General features: G+C 69.8%; 15 protein-coding genes. 10 read left to right on the top strand and 5 right to left on the bottom strand.

Features of this window, described 5'->3' with window-relative positions; genetic code table 11:
* Positions 1-280: 280 nt before the first annotated feature.
* The gene (locus EHO50_RS07270) at positions 281-937 is read right to left on the bottom strand and encodes an MBL fold metallo-hydrolase (protein WP_128429039.1); all 657 of its coding nucleotides are present in this window, start codon (positions 935-937) and stop codon (positions 281-283) included.
* 45 nt (positions 938-982) lie between these two features.
* Positions 983-1,669, bottom strand: coding sequence for a maleylpyruvate isomerase family mycothiol-dependent enzyme (locus EHO50_RS07265; protein ID WP_128429038.1), 687 nt, complete (start codon positions 1,667-1,669; stop codon positions 983-985).
* A gap of 223 nt (positions 1,670-1,892) precedes the next feature.
* Here EHO50_RS07265 and uvrA point away from each other — a divergent pair, with 223 nt between their 5' ends.
* Positions 1,893-4,940 (top strand): excinuclease ABC subunit UvrA, encoded by a 3,048-nt coding sequence (gene uvrA, locus EHO50_RS07260; RefSeq protein WP_128429037.1) that lies wholly within the window; start codon positions 1,893-1,895, stop codon positions 4,938-4,940.
* A gap of 153 nt (positions 4,941-5,093) precedes the next feature.
* On the opposite strand, the gene EHO50_RS07255 is transcribed toward uvrA, so the two are convergent.
* From EHO50_RS07255 to EHO50_RS07245, 3 genes are all read right to left on the bottom strand, one after another.
* On the bottom strand, positions 5,094-6,005 hold the full coding sequence (locus tag EHO50_RS07255) for a carbohydrate kinase family protein (RefSeq protein ID WP_128429036.1): 912 nt from the start codon (positions 6,003-6,005) through the stop codon (positions 5,094-5,096).
* Positions 6,002-7,168 (bottom strand): LacI family DNA-binding transcriptional regulator, encoded by a 1,167-nt coding sequence (locus tag EHO50_RS07250; RefSeq protein ID WP_128429035.1) that lies wholly within the window; start codon positions 7,166-7,168, stop codon positions 6,002-6,004. The genes EHO50_RS07255 and EHO50_RS07250 overlap by 4 nt, the downstream gene beginning before the upstream one ends.
* 386 nt (positions 7,169-7,554) lie before the next feature.
* Positions 7,555-8,508, bottom strand: coding sequence for a hypothetical protein (locus tag EHO50_RS07245; RefSeq protein ID WP_128429034.1), 954 nt, complete (start codon positions 8,506-8,508; stop codon positions 7,555-7,557).
* A 740-nt stretch (positions 8,509-9,248) separates the two neighbouring features.
* Between EHO50_RS07245 and EHO50_RS07235 the strand changes: the two genes are divergently transcribed.
* From EHO50_RS07235 to tpiA, 9 genes are all read left to right on the top strand, one after another.
* Complete coding sequence (locus EHO50_RS07235) at positions 9,249-9,530, top strand: hypothetical protein (RefSeq protein ID WP_128429033.1); 282 nt, start codon at positions 9,249-9,251, stop codon at positions 9,528-9,530.
* A gap of 240 nt (positions 9,531-9,770) precedes the next feature.
* Positions 9,771-11,897: an excinuclease ABC subunit UvrC gene (gene uvrC / locus EHO50_RS07225; protein WP_128429032.1), complete on the top strand. Its 2,127-nt coding sequence runs from the start codon at positions 9,771-9,773 to the stop codon at positions 11,895-11,897.
* Positions 11,894-12,910, top strand: coding sequence for an RNase adapter RapZ (gene rapZ, locus EHO50_RS07220; protein ID WP_128429031.1), 1,017 nt, complete (start codon positions 11,894-11,896; stop codon positions 12,908-12,910). The genes uvrC and rapZ overlap by 4 nt, the downstream gene beginning before the upstream one ends.
* Positions 12,907-13,974 (top strand): gluconeogenesis factor YvcK family protein, encoded by a 1,068-nt coding sequence (locus tag EHO50_RS07215; protein ID WP_128429030.1) that lies wholly within the window; start codon positions 12,907-12,909, stop codon positions 13,972-13,974. Before rapZ ends, EHO50_RS07215 begins: the two co-directional genes overlap by 4 nt.
* Positions 13,965-14,954 carry a DNA-binding protein WhiA gene (gene whiA / locus EHO50_RS07210; protein WP_128429029.1) on the top strand — a complete coding sequence of 330 codons (990 nt, stop codon included), beginning with the start codon at positions 13,965-13,967 and terminating at the stop codon, positions 14,952-14,954. The genes EHO50_RS07215 and whiA overlap by 10 nt, the downstream gene beginning before the upstream one ends.
* A 151-nt stretch (positions 14,955-15,105) precedes the next feature.
* Positions 15,106-18,060: a M14 family metallopeptidase gene (locus EHO50_RS07205; RefSeq protein WP_128429028.1), complete on the top strand. Its 2,955-nt coding sequence runs from the start codon at positions 15,106-15,108 to the stop codon at positions 18,058-18,060.
* A gap of 229 nt (positions 18,061-18,289) precedes the next feature.
* The gene (gap, locus tag EHO50_RS07200; RefSeq protein WP_128429027.1) at positions 18,290-19,300 is read left to right on the top strand and encodes a type I glyceraldehyde-3-phosphate dehydrogenase; all 1,011 of its coding nucleotides are present in this window, start codon (positions 18,290-18,292) and stop codon (positions 19,298-19,300) included.
* A gap of 153 nt (positions 19,301-19,453) precedes the next feature.
* Positions 19,454-20,665 (top strand): phosphoglycerate kinase, encoded by a 1,212-nt coding sequence (locus tag EHO50_RS07195; RefSeq protein ID WP_128429026.1) that lies wholly within the window; start codon positions 19,454-19,456, stop codon positions 20,663-20,665.
* A 5-nt stretch (positions 20,666-20,670) separates the two neighbouring features.
* The gene (gene tpiA, locus EHO50_RS07190) at positions 20,671-21,447 is read left to right on the top strand and encodes a triose-phosphate isomerase (RefSeq protein WP_128429025.1); all 777 of its coding nucleotides are present in this window, start codon (positions 20,671-20,673) and stop codon (positions 21,445-21,447) included.
* The last annotated feature ends 45 nt before the right edge of the window (positions 21,448-21,492 follow it).

Below are 21,492 nucleotides of genomic sequence, written 5' to 3'. Positions count from 1 at the left end.
CGGGAGATTGACAGTACATGGTCGTGTTTGTCGAGGTCACGACGGTAACTGTCCGCATAGTGGGAACGGGTGTTGCGTTCCTGTGAACAGGTCCCTCGGCAGCTGCCGGGGCCGCCGGTCGAGGGCGGGGATTGAGAGACCGGCGGCCCTTACCGCTCAGGAGCCGTCATCCTGTGCGGGGCTGCTTCCAGTTGACTGCGCAACAACGTCCGCCGGGAGCGCGCGCGTGGCACCGGCGCGTGTGAACGATTCACACGGGGTGCGTGCGCGGGGCGCGCGCTCACCAACCCCGCGCGTGCCACTCCGGCAACTGCGGCCGTTCCGCGCCCAGCGTCGTGTCGTTGCCGTGCCCCGGGTAGACCCAGGTCTCGTCCGGCAGTACGTCGAAGATCTTCGTCTCGACGTCGTGGATCAGACTGGCGAACGCCTTCTGATCCTTACGGGTGTTGCCCACGCCGCCCGGGAACAGGCAGTCCCCGGTGAACACATGGGGATGTCCGTGCGGGTCGTCGTAGACGAGGGCGATCGAACCCGGCGTGTGCCCGACCAGGTGGCGCGCGGTGAGCTCCACGCGCCCCACCCGGATGGTGTCGCCGTCGTCGACCAGGACATCGGTCGGCACCGGGATGCCGTCGGCGTCGTCCCGGCCGGCGTATGTGCGCGCGCCGGTGGCCTCGACGACCGCGGCGAGCGCCTGCCAGTGATCGCCGTGCTGGTGCGTGGTGACGACGGACGCGATGCCGTCGTCACCGATCATGCCGAGCAGTGCGTCCGCGTCGTTGGCGGCGTCGATCAGCAGTTGCTCGTCCGTGGCCCGGCAGCGCAGCAGATAGGCGTTGTTGTCCATCGGGCCGACCGCGATCTTGGTGATCATCAGGTCCTTGAGCTCGTGCACGTCGGCGGGGCCACCGACCGTCACCTGTCCGCTGTACGTCATGGCGGCAGCCTATAGCGGGAGAGCGGCCCAGGGACGGTTCAGGAGTTACAGCGCGGGGAGCGACGGCAGTGTGCCGCCCTGCACGGTCAGCCCGGCACCGTCGCGGCGCCCGGCGAGCCAGCCGAGCAGGGCGGGCGCCGGGCCCGTGACGGTGATCTCTGGCGTGCCCGCCTCCCGGCCCGTGCCCCACGCGCGCGTGCCGTCCGTGAGGCGGGTCGGCGGCACGTCGGGGTGCCCGGTGAACCGCTCCGCGAGGAAGTCGATCTCCCGCTCCACGAACTCCGTCGGCAGATCCTCCAGCTCGTACCCGATCCCGAGATCCACGTGATGCAGCTCCACCTCGACCCAGCGCCGGAACGGCACCCGGGCCGCCGCGTCGGTGACCCCGTTGCGCAGCCGGACCGTGCGCGACCAGTCCGCGGGAGCAGCTGCTGCCTCCTGGAAACGGGCCGCACTCTCACGTACGTCCGTGAGCTGTACGTCGAGGGGGCGAGGGGCGTCCCGTTCGATGTCGGCGTCCCGAGTCGTCGCCGAGACGTACATGGGGCGCCCTTCGAGGACGTTCACGAGGGCGTCGGCGTTGCGCGCGAGGTGCGCGAGGACATGGCCGCGGCTCCAGCCGGGGAGCCGTGACGGCTCGGCCACCGACGCGTTGTCCAGCTTGGCCGCTGCGGTGAGCAGCCGTTCCGTCGCTTCACGTACAGACACCAGGTCACGAGCGTGATCAATCATGGTGCTGACACTAGCCCCGCCACACCTTTGGGTGAAGGTGGTGAACGAGTGCCGTAAATCGAATGCACGTGCTATAGGGTCGGTCTTGGCGTCGGGCATGCTGGATGGTCCGGGATTGTTGTCCCATTCGGGAATCCGACCGGCGTTGTCAGTGGCTCCCCCTAGTCTGAAAAGCACGGGGGCCTCGCCCCTGTCACTTCTCTCAAGAAAGGTGCGGACCGGCGTGGCCGACCGTCTCATCGTCCGTGGCGCGCGCGAGCACAACCTGAAGAATGTCTCGCTCGACCTGCCGCGCGACTCGCTCATCGTCTTCACGGGCCTGTCGGGGTCGGGCAAGTCCTCGCTGGCCTTCGACACCATCTTCGCCGAGGGGCAGCGGCGCTACGTGGAGTCGCTGTCGTCGTACGCCCGGCAGTTCCTCGGCCAGATGGACAAGCCGGACGTCGACTTCATCGAGGGTCTGTCCCCGGCCGTCTCCATCGACCAGAAGTCGACCTCGCGCAACCCGCGCTCGACTGTCGGCACCATCACCGAGGTCTACGACTACCTGCGTCTGCTCTTCGCGCGCATCGGTAAGCCGCACTGCCCCCAGTGCAGCCGCCCGATCTCGCGCCAGTCGCCGCAGGCCATCGTCGACAGGGTTCTGGAGCTGCCGGAGGGGAGCCGCTTCCAGGTGCTGTCGCCGCTGGTGCGCGAGCGCAAGGGCGAGTTCGTCGACCTCTTCGCCGATCTCCAGACCAAGGGCTACTCCCGCGCGCGTGTGGACGGTGAGACGATCCAGCTCTCCAACCCGCCGACGCTGAAGAAGCAGGAGAAGCACACCATCGAGGTGGTCGTCGACCGCCTCACGGTGAAGGACTCCGCCAAGCGCCGCCTCACCGACTCCGTGGAGACCGCCCTCGGCCTCTCCGGCGGCATGGTCGTGCTCGACTTCGTCGACCTCCCCGAGGGCGACCCCGAGCGCGAGCGCATGTACTCGGAGCACCTGTACTGCCCGTACGACGACCTGTCCTTCGAGGAGCTGGAGCCGCGCTCCTTCTCCTTCAACTCGCCCTTCGGCGCCTGCCCCGAGTGCACCGGTATCGGTACGCGCATGGAGGTCGACCCCGAGCTGATCGTCCCGGACGAGGACAAGTCCCTCGACGAGGGCGCCATCCACCCCTGGTCGCACGGGCACACCAAGGACTACTTCGGCCGCCTGATCGGCGCGCTCGCCGACGCGCTCGGCTTCCGGACGGACATCCCCTTCGCGGGCCTGCCGCAGCGCGCCAAGAAGGCCCTGCTCTACGGCCACAAGACCCAGATCGAGGTCCGCTACCGCAACCGGTACGGCCGCGAGCGCGTGTACACCACGCCCTTCGAGGGCGCTGTCCCCTTCGTGAAGCGCCGGCACGGCGAGGCCGAGAGCGACGCCAGCCGCGAGCGCTTCGAGGGCTACATGCGCGAGGTGCCCTGCCCCACCTGTGAGGGCACGCGTCTGAAGCCGATCGTCCTCGCGGTCACGATCATGGAGAGGTCGATCGCCGAGGTCTCCGCGATGTCCATCAGCGACTGCGCGGAGTTCCTGGGCGAGCTGAAGCTCAACGCCCGCGACAAGAAGATCGCCGAGCGCGTGCTGAAGGAGGTCAACGAGCGACTGCGGTTCCTGGTCGACGTCGGCCTGGACTACCTCTCGCTCAACCGCGCGGCGGGCACCCTCTCCGGCGGCGAGGCCCAGCGCATCCGCCTGGCCACGCAGATCGGTTCCGGACTCGTCGGCGTCCTGTACGTCCTCGACGAGCCGTCCATCGGCCTGCACCAGCGCGACAACCACCGGCTCATCGAGACCCTCGTCCGGCTGCGCGACATGGGCAACACGCTCATCGTCGTCGAGCACGACGAGGACACCATCAAGACCGCCGACTGGGTCGTCGACATCGGCCCCGGCGCCGGTGAGCACGGCGGCAAGGTCGTGCACAGCGGCTCTCTGAAGGAACTGCTCGCCAACACCGAGTCGCAGACCGGGCAGTACCTGGCCGGCAAGAAGGCCATCCCGCTGCCCGACATCCGCCGCCCGCAGGACCCGTCCCGCCGGCTCACGGTGCACGGCGCCCGCGAGAACAACCTCCAGGACATCGACGTCTCCTTCCCGCTGGGCGTGTTCACCGCGGTCACCGGCGTCTCCGGCTCCGGCAAGTCGACGCTGGTCAACGACATCCTGTACACGCACCTGGCCCGCGAGCTCAACGGCGCGCGTAACGTCCCCGGGCGGCACACGCGCGTGGACGGCGACGACCTCGTCGACAAGGTGGTGCACGTCGACCAGTCGCCCATCGGCCGCACCCCGCGCTCGAACCCGGCGACGTACACCGGCGTCTTCGACCACATTCGCAAGCTGTTCGCCGAGACGACCGAGGCGAAGGTCCGCGGCTACATGCCGGGCCGCTTCTCCTTCAACGTCAAGGGCGGCCGTTGCGAGAACTGCGCGGGCGACGGCACCATCAAGATCGAGATGAACTTCCTCCCGGACGTCTACGTCCCGTGCGAGGTCTGCCACGGCGCCCGGTACAACCGGGAGACCCTGGAGGTCCACTACAAGGGCAAGTCCATCTCCGAGGTCCTGAACATGCCGATCGAAGAGGCCATGGACTTCTTCGAGGCCGTCCCGGCGATCAACCGTCACCTCAAGACGCTCAACGACGTCGGTCTCGGCTACGTCCGGCTCGGCCAGTCCGCCACCACCCTGTCCGGCGGCGAGGCCCAGCGCGTCAAGCTCGCCAGCGAGCTCCAGAAGCGCTCCACCGGGCGCACGGTCTATGTCCTCGACGAGCCGACCACCGGCCTGCACTTCGAGGACATCAGCAAGCTGCTGAAGGTCCTCTCCGGTCTGGTCGACAAGGGCAACACGGTCATCGTCATCGAGCACAACCTCGACGTGATCAAGACCGCTGACTGGCTCGTGGACATGGGCCCCGAGGGCGGCGCCGGCGGTGGCCTCGTCATCGCCGAGGGCACGCCCGAGGAGGTCGCCGCGGTCCCCGCCAGCCACACCGGCAAGTTCCTGCGCGAGATCCTCGGCGCCGACCGCATCAGCGACGCGGCCTCGGTGAAGGCCCCGCGCAAGGCGGCGGCCAAGAAGACGGTCGCAGCGGACTCGACGGCGAAGAAGACGGCGACGGCCAGGACCACGAAGACGACCAAGGCCGCCAACAACACCGCCACCAAGAAGGCGGCCGGCGCCACGAAGAAGGCGGCACCCGCGAAGAAGACGACGCGGGCCCGCAAGGCCTGAGGCTCGCGGGCAGCGAGCCCGAACCCAACCCGAAAAGTGCGGCGCCCCGCGGGAACTCCCTGCGGGGCGCCGTGCGTTGAATGATCAGCCGCCCGATCCCCGCGGCTGTGACGAACCTTGACTCCTCAAGAGTGGAATGGCACGGAACGCCTCCTAGAAGTCCCCCAGTTCGGAGGCGAACGGCGGCTCGGCGCCGGCCCGGGAGCAGGTGATCGCGGCAGCCCGCGCCGCGAACCGCAACAGCCGTGTCCAGCCGTCGGCGCCCAGTCCCAGGAGCGCCTCGGCGGACAGGGCATCCTGAGTGGCCAGGCCGTGCAAGAGAGCCGCGTTCACGGTGTCGCCCGCACCGATCGTGTCCACGACGTCGACCTTCTCGCCCGCTACGGCGTGCACCGCGCCGTCCCGCGTGAAGGCGGTCAGCCCGTCACCGCCCTGAGTGATCACGACGGCCGCCGGTCCCGCGGTCAGCCACTCGCGCGGGGTGCCGCCCAGCCACAGCGCGTCCTCCTCGGAGAGCTTGAGCAGCGACACCGACGGCAGCCAGCTCTTGAATCGTGCCCGGTAACCGTCCGGGTCCGGGATCAGTCCGGCCCGGATGTTCGGGTCGAGCGCGGTGAACACCCCTTGCGCGGCCGCGCTCCGCATCAGCTCCTCATAGGCGCTCGCCCCCGGTTCCAGGACGAGCGAGCAGGTACCGAAGGAGACCGCGCGGGTCTGCGCGGGCAGCTCCGGGGGTGCCGTGAAGAGCCGGTCGGCGGTGCCCTCGACGTAGAAGGAGTAGGCGGCCGAGCCCTTCGCGTCGATGGTGGCCACCGCGAGGGTGGTCGGCTCCACACCGCGCTGCACGGCCGATACGTCGACCCCGGCCTCCCGCAGCCCGTCGAGCAGGGCGTCCCCGAAGGCGTCGTAGGAGGTCCGGGAGCAGAAGGCGGTGGGGGAGCCGAGGCGGCCGAGGGCCACGGCGGTGTTGTAGGGACCGCCGCCGAGCGCCGGCTTGAGGCCCGCCAGGGCGCCCGTGCCCTGCGGTACCAGGTCGATCAGGGCCTCACCGGCGACGACGATCACGAGACGGTTCCTTTCACGGACGTCAGGGGCTGTTCGGGGCTGTCGGATGGCAGGGGCTCGGCGGTGCCGTCGGGTTTCTCGGGCCTGGCAGCTATTTCGCGCACCTCGGGAATCTCGGGTTTCGCGGATGTCCCGGCACCCCGCGGCTGTTCAGGGCAGCCGCACGAGGTGCGATGCATGAAGGTGCAGGGAAGACGCACCGTCCGGGCGGCCCGGTCCGGCGAGGCGAGGCGATCGAGCAGCACACGGACCGCGTGGGCACCCATCTCCCTGCTGGGCTGGGCTATCGCCGTGAGCCGGGGTGAGAAGAGGTCGGCCCAGGCGAAGTCGTCGAAGCAGCAGAGCGCGATGTCGTCGGGCACGGACAGGCCGCGGTCGCGCAGGGCACGCAGGGCACCGATCGTCATCGCGTTGTTGGCGGTGACAAGTGCGGTGGGCGGCGAGGCGAGCGACAGCAGTGCGGCGGTGGCCTGTTCGGCGCCCGCCGACTCGGAGTCGCCGTGCACGAGGAGGTGTTCGTCGAAGGCGAGCCCGGCGGAGGCCAGGCCGTCCCGGTATCCGGCGAGCCGCTCTCCGGTGGTGCTGAGTCCGGGCAGGCCGGCGACCAGGGCGATCCGCCGGTGGCCGAGGTCGGCGAGATGAGTGACGAGCCGGGCCACGGGTTCGGCGCTGTCGGCGCAGACCTGGTCGAAGTGCGGCGAGCCGTCGGCCGTGGTGTCGACCACGCGGTCGAGGAGGACGGTCGGCACCTTGTGACGCCCGAGGTAGGCGATGAGCTCGCGCGGGTCCGCGGAGGCCGCGATGATCATGCCGTCCACGCGGCGTTCGTGCAGGAGCTGGACGACCTTGCGCTCATGCTCCGGATCGTCGTGCGGGTCGGCGATGAGCAGGCTGTAGCCGTGTTCCAGGGCAGCGGCCTCGACGCCCTGGAGTATCTCCGTGAAGTACGGATTGCTGATCGCCGACACCGCGAGCCCTATGGACCGGGTGCGGGAGGTCACCAGGGAACGGGCGAGGGTGTTGGGCGTGTAGCCGAGCTCGTCCATGGCGTCCAGCACCGCCTGGCGGGTGTGGGGCAGCACCGGCCGGGTGCCGTTCAGTACATGCGAGACGGTCGCCACGGACACGCCGGCGCTCCGCGCCACGTCGGCCATGGTCGCCATCGCGATCCCCTCCCGGTTCTGCCTGTGCCGCGCCCGCCCTCCCCGGGCGCCGCGGGTCTTCTGGCCGGGAAGGTATCCCATTCGAGGCCGGACGTAAACGTTTGCGCAATCGTTTACGTCCCCAGCCTGACCCTGCCGAGGGGAACGTCGGCGGTCCCGGGAGCAGAACCTGGTGGTCATCCGTACCGGGATGAGAAACGAGGTGGCCAGCCTGGCAGGGACGAGAAACGTGGTGGTCAGCCTGCCCAGGATGAGGAACGTGGTGGTCTGCCCGGCCGGGGGCACAACGTGGAGGTCTGCTCTGCCGGGATCACGGCGTGGTGGTTTGCCCGGCCGCTGTCAGGACCTGGCGGTCTGCCGAGCCTGGGGCAGATCGGAGCGGCGGCTCAGTCCCACTCCCACCCGATGCCCACGATCCCCGTCCGCACCCGTGGCTCGACAAGGTGGACGGAACGGTGCAGCCCACTGAGGGCCAGTCCCTGACGGCCACTGCGGGGAGCTGCCGCCGAGTGCTGGGCGAACCGGTGGCAGCGGACCGGGAGGGCGTTCTCGGCGAAGCGGACCTGGAGGGCGTACTGGCCGCCCGCGAGAGGGAAACCGCGGGCGTACTCGCGGGACACGTCGGCCGTGCCGTCCTCGACGCCGTAGCGGAAGAGGTAGGTGTCGCCGGCCCGCAGACGGGTGCCGAAGAGCAGCTCGGCCACGAGGACACCGGTGTCATGGTGCCAACGGACCCGTCCCGTGCGGCAGTTCTCCAGCGCATGCACCGTGATGCGCTCCGGCACGCACCCCGGGTCGCCGTGGTGGACGGCGACGAAGCGGTCCACGCCGTCCCTGTGGGCGCGCACGATGTGGTGCGACTCGCGCCCCGCCAGCTCACGGCGCGGCCCGATCCGCACCCGCTCGTGGTGGGCGAGGGTGTGCAGGCCGCCGTCGACAGGACAGTCCAGCTCGGCCAGCAGCTGTTCCAGGACGCCAGAGGCCTCCACCAGGGAGCGGTAGGAGCGGGCCGCGGGGCGTTGGAGGGCGGAGTGGTGGTCGGCTTCGGCGAGCAGCCGGATCAGGGACTCCTCCGGCAGTTGGAGGATCTCCTCCAGCGCCCGTACCGCACGCAGTGACTCGGGGCGCTGCGGCCGGCGGGCGCCCTGCTGCCAGTAGCTCAGGCTGGTGACGCCGACCTTCACACCGCGACGGGACAGATGATGCTGCACGCGCTGCAGCGGCAGTCCCCGGGCGGCTATCGCGGCGCGCAGGGCGACGTGGAACGGGCCGCCTCGCAGGGCCGTGTCCAGTTCCGCGGTGTCGGCGGGGATGTCCGCGTGCTGTGTGGCGTGCAGCATGCAGGGGCCTTTCTGTGGTTGTTCACAACGGGTGGTCAGGCCGTTCGCGCGGCTGCTCGGGGCCACCCCGTCGGCGCGGCAGGGGTCTTCACATCCGTACGCCGTCGTTCACGGCCCCGAGTTCCCCCGCATTGAAGCGTGTTGACCAAGTCCCGACAACACCCGATGCCCGACAGTGGGCAATCCTGGCCGAGTCACGATGCGGTCACTTCAAGTCGCCCCGCTCATAACGCTGTTGTCGAGCGCCTCGCTGATAGCCACGCGGGCAGAGCGGTTCTGGGCAGGAAGCCGCAGGCCGGACTGGTGGCGACGGGCTCCTGGACGTCCTCCGGGGAGGGGGGGCGGAGATCAGGATGATCAAGCAGGTGGCGCTGTGGGCCAGCTCCACCGCCAGGTGTGCAAGTGCGTCGGGTACGAGGTGTCGGGGGCAGGCCGGCGACGCGGCCGGGCTGCTGGAACTGGTCGTGGGTCGGGGCGCGCGACCAGGCCAAGAGATCGTCGACATCAGACCGCCGCCCGCCCGCCCGCTCCACCGAGGGCCTCAAGGCGGCCCGCACGATCCGCGAGCGCCGCCCCGCCACAGGGATCCTCGTGCTGCCGGCCGCAGCCGCCTGGCAAACTCCGACTCCCCGAGGACAGCGACGACCACCGCCGTGTCCTGGTCCGTTCCTACGTTCCAGCACCGGGACTGCGGCCCCGGCAGGGCGTGGCTGTGGTTTTGACGGGGCGGGGTCGCGCCCATGGGGGAGGGCTGGCGGTACGGCGACGCGGCCGGGACCGTGACGGCCGACGAGGCGGCCCGTTTGCTGCGGGACCGGATCTCCGGTGGCCGGCTCGAAGCGTGGCTGACCAGTTCTTCGGGGCGTCGTCTGGCGGTGGTGGTGCCGGCGGTGGTGAGCAACGCCGAGTGCGTGATGGTGGTGATGCCGTCGGCCGACGAGGACGACCCGGCGCGCACGCCGCCGATCCCGGGGCCGAGGGGGGCACCGCGGGCGCCACGTGCTCACGAACGGGCAGTGTGATGGGTACCCGGGCGCGGAACGGGCGGTGTGATGGGCACCTGGGCGCGGAACCGGCAGCGTGACGAGTACCCGGGCACGGCACGGTGCCGCCCGCAGAGGTGCTGTGGACCGTCCGCCACGTGCCGGAAGCCGGGACGCCGCCGTCCGACGTGGCGTGGGTCGTGGGCCGCTGAGCCCACACGCTCCGGCGTTGTCCACAGCCCCGCCGGACTGTCAGCGCTCGCCAGTAGGGTGTGAGACATGGCCGATCCCTCCAGCTACCGCCCCAAGCCGGGACAGATCCCGGACTCTCCCGGGGTGTACAGGTTCCGTGACGAGCACCGCCGGGTGATCTACGTCGGAAAGGCGAAGAGCCTGCGCCAGCGCCTGGCGAACTACTTCCAGGACCTGGCGGGCCTGCACCCGCGCACTCGCACGATGGTCACCACGGCCGCGTCCGTGGAGTGGACCGTCGTGTCCACGGAGGTCGAGGCCCTGCAGCTGGAGTACTCCTGGATCAAGGAGTACGACCCCCGGTTCAACGTCAAGTACCGCGACGACAAGAGCTATCCGTACCTCGCGGTGACGATGAACGAGGAGTATCCGCGTGTACAGGTGATGCGCGGTCACAAGAAGAAGGGCGTCAGGTATTTCGGGCCGTACGCGCACGCGTGGGCGATCCGTGACACCGTCGACCTCCTCCTGCGCGTCTTCCCCGTGCGCACCTGCTCGGCCGGCGTCTTCAAGAACGCCCGCCGCACCGGCCGCCCCTGCCTGCTCGGCTACATCGGCAAGTGCTCCGCCCCCTGCGTGGACCGTGTCTCCGCCGAGGAGCACCGCGAACTGGCCGATGAGTTCTGCGACTTCATGACCGGCCGCACGGGCACCTATCTGCGCCGCCTCGAGAAGCAGATGGTGGAGGCGGCCGACGAGATGGAGTACGAGCGGGCCGCCCGCCTGCGCGACGACATCGAGGCCCTGAAGAAGGCCATGGAGAAGAACGCGGTCGTGCTCGCCGACGCGACCGACGCCGACCTCATCGCGGTCGCGGAGGACGAGCTGGAGGCGGCCGTGCAGATCTTCCACGTCCGCGGCGGCCGGGTGCGCGGCCAGCGCGGCTGGGTCACCGACAAGGTCGAGGAGATCACCACCGGCGCCCTCGTCGAGCACGCCCTCCAGCAGCTCTACGGCGAGGAGACCGGGGACGCGGTGCCCAAGGAGGTCCTGGTCCCGGCGCTGCCCGACCCCGTGGAGCCCGTGCAGGAGTGGCTGTCGGGGCGACGCGGCGCCAACGTCTCACTGCGCATCCCCCAGCGCGGCGACAAGCGCGCCCTCATGGAGACCGTCGAGCGCAACGCCCAGCAGGCGCTCGTCCTGCACAAGACCAAGCGCGCCTCCGACCTGACCACGCGCTCGCGGGCGCTGGAGGAGATCGCCGACGCCCTCGACCTGGACAGCGCCCCGCTCAGGATCGAGTGCTACGACATCTCGCACCTCCAGGGCGACGACGTCGTGGCCTCCATGGTCGTCTTCGAGGACGGGCTGCAGCGCAAGAGCGAGTACCGCCGCTTCCAGATCAAGGGCTTCGAGGGCCAGGACGACGTCCGCTCCATGCACGAGGTGATCACCCGCCGCTTCAAGCGCTACCTCGCCGAGAAGGAGAAGACGGGCGAGTGGGCCGACGGCGAGAACACCCTCAGCGACGCCTCGTCCGATCCCCTCACCGACGCTTCGTCCGACCCGCTCACCGACACCTCCTCCGTTCCCCTCAGCAATGGCCTCAAGGACGACGACGGCCGCCCCAAGCGCTTCGCCTATCCGCCGCAGCTCGTCGTCGTCGACGGCGGGCAGCCGCAGGTCGCGGCCGCCCAGCGAGCCCTGGACGACCTCGGCATCGACGACATCGCCGTCTGCGGCCTCGCCAAGCGCCTGGAGGAGGTCTGGCTGCCCGGCGAGGACGACCCGGTCGTACTGCCCCGCACCAGCGAGGGTCTCTATCTGCTCCAGCGGGTCCGGGACGAGGCCCACCGCTTCGCGATCACCTACCAGCGCACCAAGCGCGCCAAGCGCTTCCGGTCGAGCCCGCTGGACGACGTCCCCGGCCTCGGTGAGACTCGCAAGCAGACGCTGATCAAGCACTTCGGTTCGGTGAAGAAGCTGCGATCCGCCACAATCGAGCAGATCTGCGAGGTGCCGGGCATAGGCCGCAAGACGGCTGAGACGATCGCCGCGGCCCTCGCCCAGGCGGCCCCGGCCGCACCCGCCGTGAACACGGCGACTGGAGAGATCATGGAAGACGAGGAATCCGAATCCGATACGACGGCGGAGACCTCGGGGGAGCCCGTGTCCGCGGGCGCCCCGGACGAACGACGGGGGCAGGAGAGATGAGCGAGCACGACACACAACCCACAGGCGAGCGAGATCAAGAAGCTCAGGAAACCCACAAGAAGACCGGCGAGGATCTCACCCAGCAGGACGCACGCCAGGAAGACGGAGCACAGGTGAGTACGGGCATCGAGACGGCCGGAGTCCCCGAAGCGGCCATCCCCGAGCTGGTGATCATCTCCGGCATGTCCGGGGCCGGCCGCTCGACGGCCGCCAAGTGTCTGGAGGACCTCGGCTGGTTCGTCGTCGACAACCTCCCGCCCGCGCTGATCCCCACCATGGTGGAGCTCGGCGCCCGCTCCCAGGGCAACGTGGCGCGGATCGCGGTGGTCGTCGACGTCCGCGGCCGGCGCTTCTTCGACAACCTCCGCGAGTCCCTCGCCGAACTCGACACCCGGGGCGTCACCCGCCGGATCGTCTTCCTGGAGTCCTCCGACGACGCCCTGGTGCGCCGCTTCGAGTCGGTGCGCCGCCCGCACCCCCTCCAGGGCGACGGCCGCATCGTCGACGGCATCGCCGCCGAGCGTCAGCTGCTGCGCGAGCTGCGCGGCGACGCCGACCTGGTGATCGACACCTCCAGCCTGAACGTGCACGAGCTGCGGGCCAAGATGGACGCCCAGTTCGCCGGCGAGGAGGAGCCCGAGCTGCGGGCGACGGTCATGTCCTTCGGTTTCAAGTACGGCCTCCCGGTCGACGCCGACCTGGTCGTGGACATGCGCTTCCTGCCCAACCCGCACTGGGTCCCGGAGCTGCGCCCCTTCACCGGCCTCAACGAGGAGGTGTCGGCGTACGTCTTCAACCAGCCCGGCGCGAAGGAGTTCATCGACCGCTACTCCGAGCTGCTCCAGCTCATCGCGGCCGGCTACCGCCGCGAGGGCAAGCGGTACGTGACGATCGCGGTCGGCTGCACCGGCGGCAAGCACCGCTCGGTCGCCACATCCGAGAAGCTCGCAGCGCGCCTTGCCTCCCAGGGCGTGGAGACGGTGGTCGTACACCGGGACATGGGACGGGAATGACGGGACGTACTCCGCGGCTGAGCAGGTTGCGCCGGGCGGTGCCCGAGTCGCGGGCAGGCCGGCCCGCCGAGGCCCGCGGTGCCAGGCCGCGCCGCCGCGGCACCCAGCCCAAGGTCGTCGCCCTCGGCGGCGGCATGGGGCTGTCCGCCTCGCTCGCCGCGCTGCGCCGGATCACCGGCGACCTCACCGCGGTCGTCACCGTGGCCGACGACGGCGGCTCCAGCGGGCGCCTGCGCGACGAGCTGGGCGTGCTGCCGCCCGGTGACCTGCGCAAGGCGCTGGCCGCGCTGTGCGGCGACGACGACTGGGGCCAGACCTGGGCCCGCGTGATCCAGCACCGCTTCCACTCCAAGGGCGACCTGCACGACCACGCGGTCGGCAATCTGCTGATCGTCGCCCTGTGGGAGCAGCTCGGAGACCACGTCCAGGCCCTGGACCTGGTCGGCAAGCTGCTCGGCGCGCACGGGCGTGTGCTGCCCATGTCCGCCGTGCCGCTGGAGCTGCAGGCCCTGGTCAAGGGGCACGCCCCGGACCTGCCCGAGGCCGTCGACACCGTCCGTGGCCAGGCCAACGTCGCCCTCACCCCCGGCGAGGTGCAGTCGGTGCACCTCGTACCGCACGACCCGCCCGCCGTCCCGGAGGCCGTCGCCGCCGTCCGGGACGCGGACTGGGTGGTGCTCGGCCCGGGCTCCTGGTTTTCCTCGGTCATCCCGCATCTGCTCGTGCCCGAACTCCTGGACGCCCTCATCGAGACGAAGGCGCGCCGGGTACTCTCCCTGAACCTCGCCCCGCAGCCGGGAGAAACCGAAGGCTTCTCACCGCAGCGTCATTTGGAGGTTTTGGGACGACACGCCCCTAAACTCGCCCTGGACGTGGTGCTGGCCGACGAGGCCGCCGTGCCCGACCGGGATGTGCTCACCGAGGCCGCCAAGCGGCTCGGTGCTGCGGTCGAGCTGGCCCCGGTGGCCCGGACGGACGGGACGCCCCGGCACGACCCGGAGCTCCTCGCCGCCGCGTACGACCGTATTTTTCGGATGCATGGAAGGATCGGCCCATGGCGATGACGGCAGCGGTGAAGGATGAGATCTCCCGGCTCCCCGTCACCCGGACCTGCTGCAGGAAGGCGGAGGTCTCCGCCATTCTGCGGTTCGCCGGCGGCCTCCACCTGGTCAGCGGGCGCATCGTGATCGAGGCGGAGCTGGACACCGCGATGGCGGCGCGTCGGCTCAAGCGGGACATTCTTGAGATCTTCGGCCACAGCTCCGAGCTGATCGTGATGGCGCCGGGCGGGCTGCGCCGCGGTTCGCGCTACGTCGTGCGCGTGGTCGCGGGCGGCGACCAGCTGGCCCGCCAGACCGGCCTGGTCGACGGGCGTGGCCGCCCGATCCGCGGCCTGCCCCCGCAGGTGGTCTCCGGGGCCACCTGTGACGCCGAGGCCGCCTGGCGCGGCGCGTTCCTGGCGCACGGTTCGCTCACCGAGCCCGGCCGCTCGTCCTCCCTGGAGGTGACCTGCCCGGGCCCCGAGGCCGCGCTCGCGCTGGTCGGCGCGGCCCGTCGGCTGTCGATCGCCGCCAAGGCCCGCGAGGTGCGCGGCGTGGACCGCGTGGTCGTCCGGGACGGTGACGCGATCGGCGCCCTGCTGACCCGGCTCGGCGCGCACGAGTCCGTGCTGGCCTGGGAGGAGCGCCGGATGCGCCGCGAGGTGCGTGCCACGGCGAACCGCCTGGCCAACTTCGACGACGCCAACCTCCGCCGCTCGGCGCGCGCGGCCGTAGCCGCCGGCGCACGGGTCCAGCGCGCCCTGGAGATCCTCGGCGACGAGGTCCCCGAGCATCTCGCCGCCGCCGGACGCCTGCGCATGGAGCACAAGCAAGCCTCGCTCGAAGAGCTGGGCGCACTCGCCGACCCGCCGCTGACCAAGGACGCCGTCGCCGGCCGTATCCGCCGACTGCTGGCCATGGCCGACAAGCGGGCCCAGGATCTCGGCATCCCGGGCACGGAGGCCAACCTCTCCGAGGAGCTGGCGGACAACCTCGTGGGATGAGGTAAAAGATCGTCAACATATCGGTGCCGATGTTCACTTGGGACATCGGCACCGGTATTTGTCTGTCTTTGCGGCACTCTTGACTGGACCGTGAAGTGGCATGAGCCTGGCAGCTATTCGTCGCTGTGGCGAAACACTGCTAGGGGGGTTCATGAGACCCAGAGCGAGATCGATCCTCGCTGCCGGTGCGCTCCTGATAGGCGGAGCGAGCATCGCACCCATTGCCCAGGCACAACCGGGAAGTTCACCAGAAACCGACCCGAACGAGGTCAAGGTCTTCCGCGCCGAGGTCACCAAGAAGCAGATACCCCTGCTGCTGGCGGCCGGTCAGGACGGCCACGAACTCAGCGAGCAAGCGCCCGAGAAGGGCACGGCCACCGTCGAGGTCTACCTCACGGACGACCAGGCCAAGAAGCTTCAGAAGCAGGGCGTCGAGCTGACCGAGCACGACCTCACCGCCAAGGCCGAGTCCCGCGTCGAGAAGGCCGCCGAGGGCGTGTACCGCCCGTACAGCGGAAGCGGGGGACTCAAGGAGGAGATCGTCCGGACCGGGCAGGAGAACCCCGGCCTCACCAAGGTCGTCTCCATCGGCAAGACGATCAACGGACAGGACATCCTGGCGGTCAAGCTCACCAAGAACGCCAAGAAGACGAAGGACGGCTCCAAGCCCTCCACCCTCTACGTCTCCAACCAGCACGCGCGCGAGTGGATCACGCCGGAGATGACCCGGCGTCTGATGCACTACTACCTGGACAACTACAAGACGGACAAGCGCGTCAAGAAGATCGTCGACTCGACGGAGCTGTGGTTCGTCCTCTCGGCCAACCCCGACGGCTACGACCACACCTTCAAGGGCACCAGCACCCGCCTGTGGCGCAAGAACCTGCGTGACATCAACGGCGACGGTGCCATCAGCACCGGCGACGGCGTCGACCTCAACCGCAACTTCACCTACAAGTGGGGCTACGACGACGAGGGTTCGTCCCCGAACCCCACCAGCGAGACCTACCGCGGCGCGTCCCCGGCCTCGGAGCCCGAGACCAAGGCGCTGGACGCCTTCGAGCGCCGTATCGGCTTCGACTACGGCATCAATTACCACTCCGCGGCCGAGCTCATCCTCTACGGCGTCGGCTGGCAGGTCGCCACCGACACCCCGGACGACGTCCTCTACAAGTCGCTCGCCGGCACGCCGGACAACCCCGCGGTCCCCGGCTACCACCCGCAGGTCTCCTCGGAGCTGTACACGACGAACGGCGAGGCCGACGGCCACGCCTCGAACGTCAACGGCATAGCGATGTTCACGCCCGAGATGTCGACCTGCCAGACGGCGTCGAACATCGACCCGAACGACCAGTGGAACGCGCGGGACTGCCAGTCGGTCTTCAACTTCCCGGACGACGAGAAGCTGATCCAGCAGGAGTTCGCCAAGAACGTCCCGTTCGCGCTCTCCGTCGCCGAGTCCGCCGCGCGCCCCGACCAGCCGGCCTCCTCGGTCGGGCTGAAGGCCGCCGACTTCACGCCGGCGCCGTTCACCACGTCGTACTCCCGCGGCGCCGACCAGGAGGTCTCCGTCGTCGCACGCAAGTCCGTGCGCGACAAGGAGCTCAAGTACCGCGTCAACGGCGGCCGTACGGAGGACATGGCGCTCCGGCCATGGAAGGGCGGCGAGACCTACGGCGGTGACGACAACCTCTACTTCGACGAGTACCGGGCCAAGGTCGCGGACGGCGACCCGGGCGACAAGGTCGAGGTGTGGTTCACCGGCGAGACGAAGAGCGGAAAGCCCACCTCCAGCGAGCACTTCACGTACACGGTCGCCGAACGGCCGCGCGCGGACGTCCTCGTGGTCGCCGAGGAAGGCGCCACCGCCACGCACGCGCAGAAGTACGTCGACGCGCTCAAGGCCAACGGTCACCGGGCGGTCGTCTGGGACGTCGCCGCTCAGGGCGCGCCCGACGCGCTCGGCGTGCTGAGCCACTTCGACACCGTCGTCCACTACACCGGCGCGAACGCCCCGGGCAAGGCCACCCAGCTCCAGCTGCGCGCCTACCTCAATGAGGGCGGCAAGCTGATGGAGGCGGGCGAGCAGGCCGGCGGCAACGTCGACCTCGGCGGCGGCACCCTGTCGGACGACTTCAGCCAGTACTACCTGGGCGCCTACTCCCGTACGTCGCTCCCCGGGGCCACCGGCTTCGCCGGCTCCGGCAAGCTCGGCGGCTTCAGCGGAGCGCTCGGCGACGCCACCGGCAACCCGCTCGACAAGGCCGGGACCTACAGCGTCACCTCGGACGAGCTCCCTGCCGCCACGCACCCGCAGTTCGCCAGCGCGGGCGCCGGCCAGTTCGCCGGGACCGTCAACCCGTACGGGCCGTACGCGGGTTCCTCCATGGCGGCCGCCGTGCACACCGACGACGCCTACAAGCGGCTGACCAGGACCGTCGACCTCACCGGAGTGACTGCGGCACAGAAGCCGACCCTGCGCACCCAGTTGCTGTGGGACGTCGAGCCCGGCTACGACAACGTCCTGGTCGAGGCCCACACCACGGGGGCCGAGGACTGGACGACGCTCCCCGACACGGGCGGTGCCACCAGCACCACCGTGCCGGCGGACTGCGAGGCCGGGTTCTACGTGGGCGAGCACCCCTGGCTGGCCCACTACCTCACGGTGGCCACGAGCGGCTGCACCGCGAGCGGCAGCAGCGGTCGGTGGAACGCGCTCACCGGCGCCTCCGAGGGCTGGAAGCAGGTCGAGTTCGACCTCAGCGCGTACGCCGGCAAGTCGGTCGAGCTCTCGATCGCCTACGTCAGCGACCCGTCCTTCGGCGGTCACGGCGTCCTCGCCGACGAAGCCTCGCTCGTCGTCGGCGGTGCGGCGACCCAGACCGAGGGCTTCGAGACGTCGCTCGGCGCCTGGAGCGTGACCGGACCGCCCGCGGGCAGCCCGGCCGTACTCAAGGACTGGGCGCGCACCGGAGCGCTGTTCCAGACCTATGGAGCGGTCACCACGGACGACACGGTGCTGCTGGGCTTCGGCCTGGAACACATCACCGCGGCCGCCGACCGTACGGCGCTCATCGGAAAGGCCCTCGACTCACTTGACGAGTGACACGCCGAGGTCAACTGTGCGCAACGCACAGTGACCAAATCGAGTGATCCGGGCTTCAGGCCGGGGCGGTCCGTACCCCTACTGGCGGGTACGGACCGCCGTGCCGTGTATGGGACATCTGGATGTCACCACGGCGGCTTCAGAGAGGTAGGGTCGTAGGCGGTCGGGGACATCCCAAATAGAGCTCGCCGGCACCGCATAGCCGGCGTACCAACGAGGAGATCGGTTCGTGACGATCCGCGTAGGCATCAACGGCTTCGGTCGTATCGGTCGCAACTACTTCCGCGCGCTGCTGGAGCAGGGTGCTGACATCGAGATCGTGGCTGTCAACGACCTGGGTGACACCGCGACCACCGCCCACCTGCTGAAGTACGACACGATTCTGGGCCGCCTCAAGCAGGAGGTCACCCACACCGCCGACACGATCACGGTCGACGGCCACACCATCAAGGTGCTGTCCGAGCGCAACCCCGCCGACATCCCGTGGGGCGAGCTGGGCGTCGACATCGTCATCGAGTCGACGGGCATCTTCACGAAGAAGGCCGACGCCGCGAAGCACCTCGCCGGCGGCGCCAAGAAGGTCCTCATCTCGGCTCCGGCCAAGGACGAGGACATCACCATCGTGATGGGCGTCAACCAGGACAAGTACGACCCGGCGAACCACCACGTCATCTCGAACGCCTCCTGCACCACCAACTGTGTGGCGCCGATGGCCAAGGTTCTCGACGAGAACTTCGGCATCGTCAAGGGCCTGATGACGACGGTCCACGCGTACACCAACGACCAGCGCATCCTGGACTTCCCGCACTCGGACCTGCGTCGCGCCCGCGCCGCCGCCGAGAACATCATCCCGACCACCACCGGCGCCGCCAAGGCGACCGCCCTGGTCCTGCCGCAGCTCAAGGGCAAGCTGGACGGCATCGCCATGCGCGTCCCGGTCCCGACCGGCTCGGCCACCGACCTGGTGGTGCAGCTGCAGCGCGAGGTCACCAAGGACGAGGTCAACGCCGCGTTCAAGAAGGCGTCCGAGGACGGCGACCTGGCGGGCTACCTGGCGTACACCGAGGACCCGATCGTCTCCTCGGACATCGTCAGCGACCCGGCCTCCTGCACCTTCGACTCCTCCCTGACCATGGTCCAGGAGGGCAACTCGGTGAAGATCCTCGGCTGGTACGACAACGAGTGGGGCTACTCCAACCGCCTCGTCGACCTCACGGTCTTCGTCGGCAACCAGCTCTGATATCCAGAGCAGGCGCATTGATGTGAGTCAGGGCTCGGGCGGCGCAGGGACGCGCCGCCCGAGCCCTGACGCGCGTGCAGAACCGACCTGTTGGATCACGAGCGCTTTCGAGCGATCAAGAGCGATCACGAGCCCTCCTCAGGAGTCCCCTTCATGAAGACGATCGACGAACTTCTCTCCGAAGGCGTCGCAGGCAAGCGGGTCTTCGTCCGCGCCGACCTGAACGTGCCGCTGGACGGCACCACGATCACCGACGACGGCCGTATCCGCGCCGTCCTGCCCACCGTCAAGGCGCTGGCCGAGGCGGGCGCCCGCGTGGTCGTCGCCTCGCACCTGGGCCGCCCCAAGGGCGCCCCGGACCCCGCCTTCTCCCTCGCCCCGGCCGCCGCGCGCCTCGGCGAACTCCTCGGCGCGGACGTCGCGTTCGCGACCGACACGGTCGGCGCCTCCGCCCAGGCCACGGTCGCGGGCCTCGCCGACGGCCAGGTCGCGGTCGTCGAGAACCTCCGCTTCAACGCCGGCGAGACCAGCAAGGACGACGCCGAGCGCGGCGCCTTCGCCGACCAGCTCGCCGCGCTCGCCGACGTCTACGTCAGTGACGGCTTCGGCGCCGTGCACCGCAAGCACGCCTCGGTGTACGACCTTCCGGCTCGCCTGCCGCACTACGCCGGCCACCTCATCGCCACCGAGGTCGGCGTGCTGAAGAAGCTCACCGAGGACGTCAAGCGGCCGTACGTCGTCGCGCTCGGCGGCGCCAAGGTCTCCGACAAGCTCGCCGTCATCGACCAACTGCTCGGCAAGGCCGACCGGCTGCTCATCGGCGGCGGCATGGCGTACACCTTCCTCAAGGCCAAGGGCTACGAGGTCGGCATCTCCCTTCTCCAGGCGGACCAGATCCCGACCGTCACCGAGTACATGGAGCGCGCCGAGAAGAACGGCGTCGAGATCGTCCTGCCGGTCGACGTCCTGGTCGCCACCGAGTTCCCGGACCTGAAGACCAAGGCCCCGGCCAACCCCACGACCGTCGCCGCGGACGCCATCCCCGCCGACCAGGAGGGCCTGGACATCGGTCCGGAGACCCGCAAGCTGTACGCCTCGAAGCTCGCCGACGCCGCCACCGTCTTCTGGAACGGCCCCATGGGCGTCTTCGAGCACCCCGACTACGCCGAGGGCACCAAGGCGGTCGCCCAGGCCCTCGTCGACTCCAAGGGCTTCACCGTGGTCGGCGGCGGCGACTCCGCCGCGGCCGTCCGCACCCTGGGCTTCGACGAGAACGCATTCGGCCACATCTCGACCGGTGGCGGCGCCTCCCTCGAATACCTCGAGGGCAAGACGCTCCCCGGCCTCGCCGCACTGGAGGACTGACCCCGATGAGCACGCGCACGCCGCTGATGGCGGGCAACTGGAAGATGAACCTCAACCACCTCGAGGCCATCGCCCACGTCCAGAAGCTCGCCTTCGCCCTGGCCGACAAGGACTACGAGGCCGTCGAGGTCGCCGTCCTGCCGCCCTTCACCGACCTGCGCTCCGTACAGACCCTGGTCGACGGCGACAAGCTGAAGATCAAGTACGGCGCCCAGGACATCTCGGCCCAGGACTCCGGCGCCTACACCGGCGAGATCTCCGGCCCGATGCTGGCCAAGCTGAAGTGCACGTACGTGGCGATCGGCCACTCCGAGCGCCGCCAGTACCACGCCGAGACCGACGAGATCGTCAACGCCAAGGTCAAGGCCGCCTACAAGCACGGCCTCACGCCGATCATGTGCGTCGGCGAGGAGCTGGACGTCCGCGAGGCCGGCAACGCCGTCCCGCACACGCTCGCCCAGGTCGAGGGCGGTCTCAAGGACCTCCCGGCCGAGCAGGCCGAGACCATCGTCATCGCCTACGAGCCCGTCTGGGCCATCGGCACCGGCAAGGTCTGCGGCGCCGAGGACGCCCAGGAAGTCTGCGCCGCCATCCGCGGCAAGCTCGCCGAGCTGTACTCGCAGGACGTCGCCGACAAGATCCGCATCCAGTACGGCGGCTCCGTGAAGTCCGGCAACGTCGCCGAGATCATGGCCCAGGCCGACATCGACGGCGCCCTGGTCGGCGGCGCCTCGCTGGACGCCGACGAGTTCGTCAAGATCGTGCGGTTCCGCGACCAGTGAGTATGCGGTAGCAGGGATCCGTCGTACCCTTGCGGGGGCATAGCG

The sequence above is a fragment of the Streptomyces cyaneus genome (assembly GCF_004028635.1).
GTDB lineage: Bacteria > Actinomycetota > Actinomycetes > Streptomycetales > Streptomycetaceae > Streptomyces > Streptomyces cyaneus.
Note: the sequence above shows the minus strand (reverse complement) of the source record. Positions and strands in the feature narration are given on the sequence as shown.

What these genes read in the sequence shown, in the direction of transcription:
- EHO50_RS07235 (WP_128429033.1), top strand. Translation starts at nt 9,249, where the DNA reads ATGGGGGAGGGCTGGCGGTACGGCGACGCGGCCGGGACCGTGACGGCC.
- EHO50_RS07195 (WP_128429026.1), top strand. Translation starts at nt 19,454, where the DNA reads ATGAAGACGATCGACGAACTTCTCTCCGAAGGCGTCGCAGGCAAGCGG.
- EHO50_RS07250 (WP_128429035.1), bottom strand. Translation starts at nt 7,168, where the DNA reads ATGGCGACCATGGCCGACGTGGCGCGGAGCGCCGGCGTGTCCGTGGCG.
- EHO50_RS07215 (WP_128429030.1), top strand. Translation starts at nt 12,907, where the DNA reads ATGACGGGACGTACTCCGCGGCTGAGCAGGTTGCGCCGGGCGGTGCCC.
- EHO50_RS07245 (WP_128429034.1), bottom strand. Translation starts at nt 8,508, where the DNA reads ATGCTGCACGCCACACAGCACGCGGACATCCCCGCCGACACCGCGGAA.
- uvrC (WP_128429032.1), top strand. Translation starts at nt 9,771, where the DNA reads ATGGCCGATCCCTCCAGCTACCGCCCCAAGCCGGGACAGATCCCGGAC.
- tpiA (WP_128429025.1), top strand. Translation starts at nt 20,671, where the DNA reads ATGAGCACGCGCACGCCGCTGATGGCGGGCAACTGGAAGATGAACCTC.
- rapZ (WP_128429031.1), top strand. Translation starts at nt 11,894, where the DNA reads ATGAGCGAGCACGACACACAACCCACAGGCGAGCGAGATCAAGAAGCT.
- EHO50_RS07265 (WP_128429038.1), bottom strand. Translation starts at nt 1,669, where the DNA reads ATGATTGATCACGCTCGTGACCTGGTGTCTGTACGTGAAGCGACGGAA.
- whiA (WP_128429029.1), top strand. Translation starts at nt 13,965, where the DNA reads ATGGCGATGACGGCAGCGGTGAAGGATGAGATCTCCCGGCTCCCCGTC.
- EHO50_RS07205 (WP_128429028.1), top strand. Translation starts at nt 15,106, where the DNA reads ATGAGACCCAGAGCGAGATCGATCCTCGCTGCCGGTGCGCTCCTGATA.
- EHO50_RS07270 (WP_128429039.1), bottom strand. Translation starts at nt 937, where the DNA reads ATGACGTACAGCGGACAGGTGACGGTCGGTGGCCCCGCCGACGTGCAC.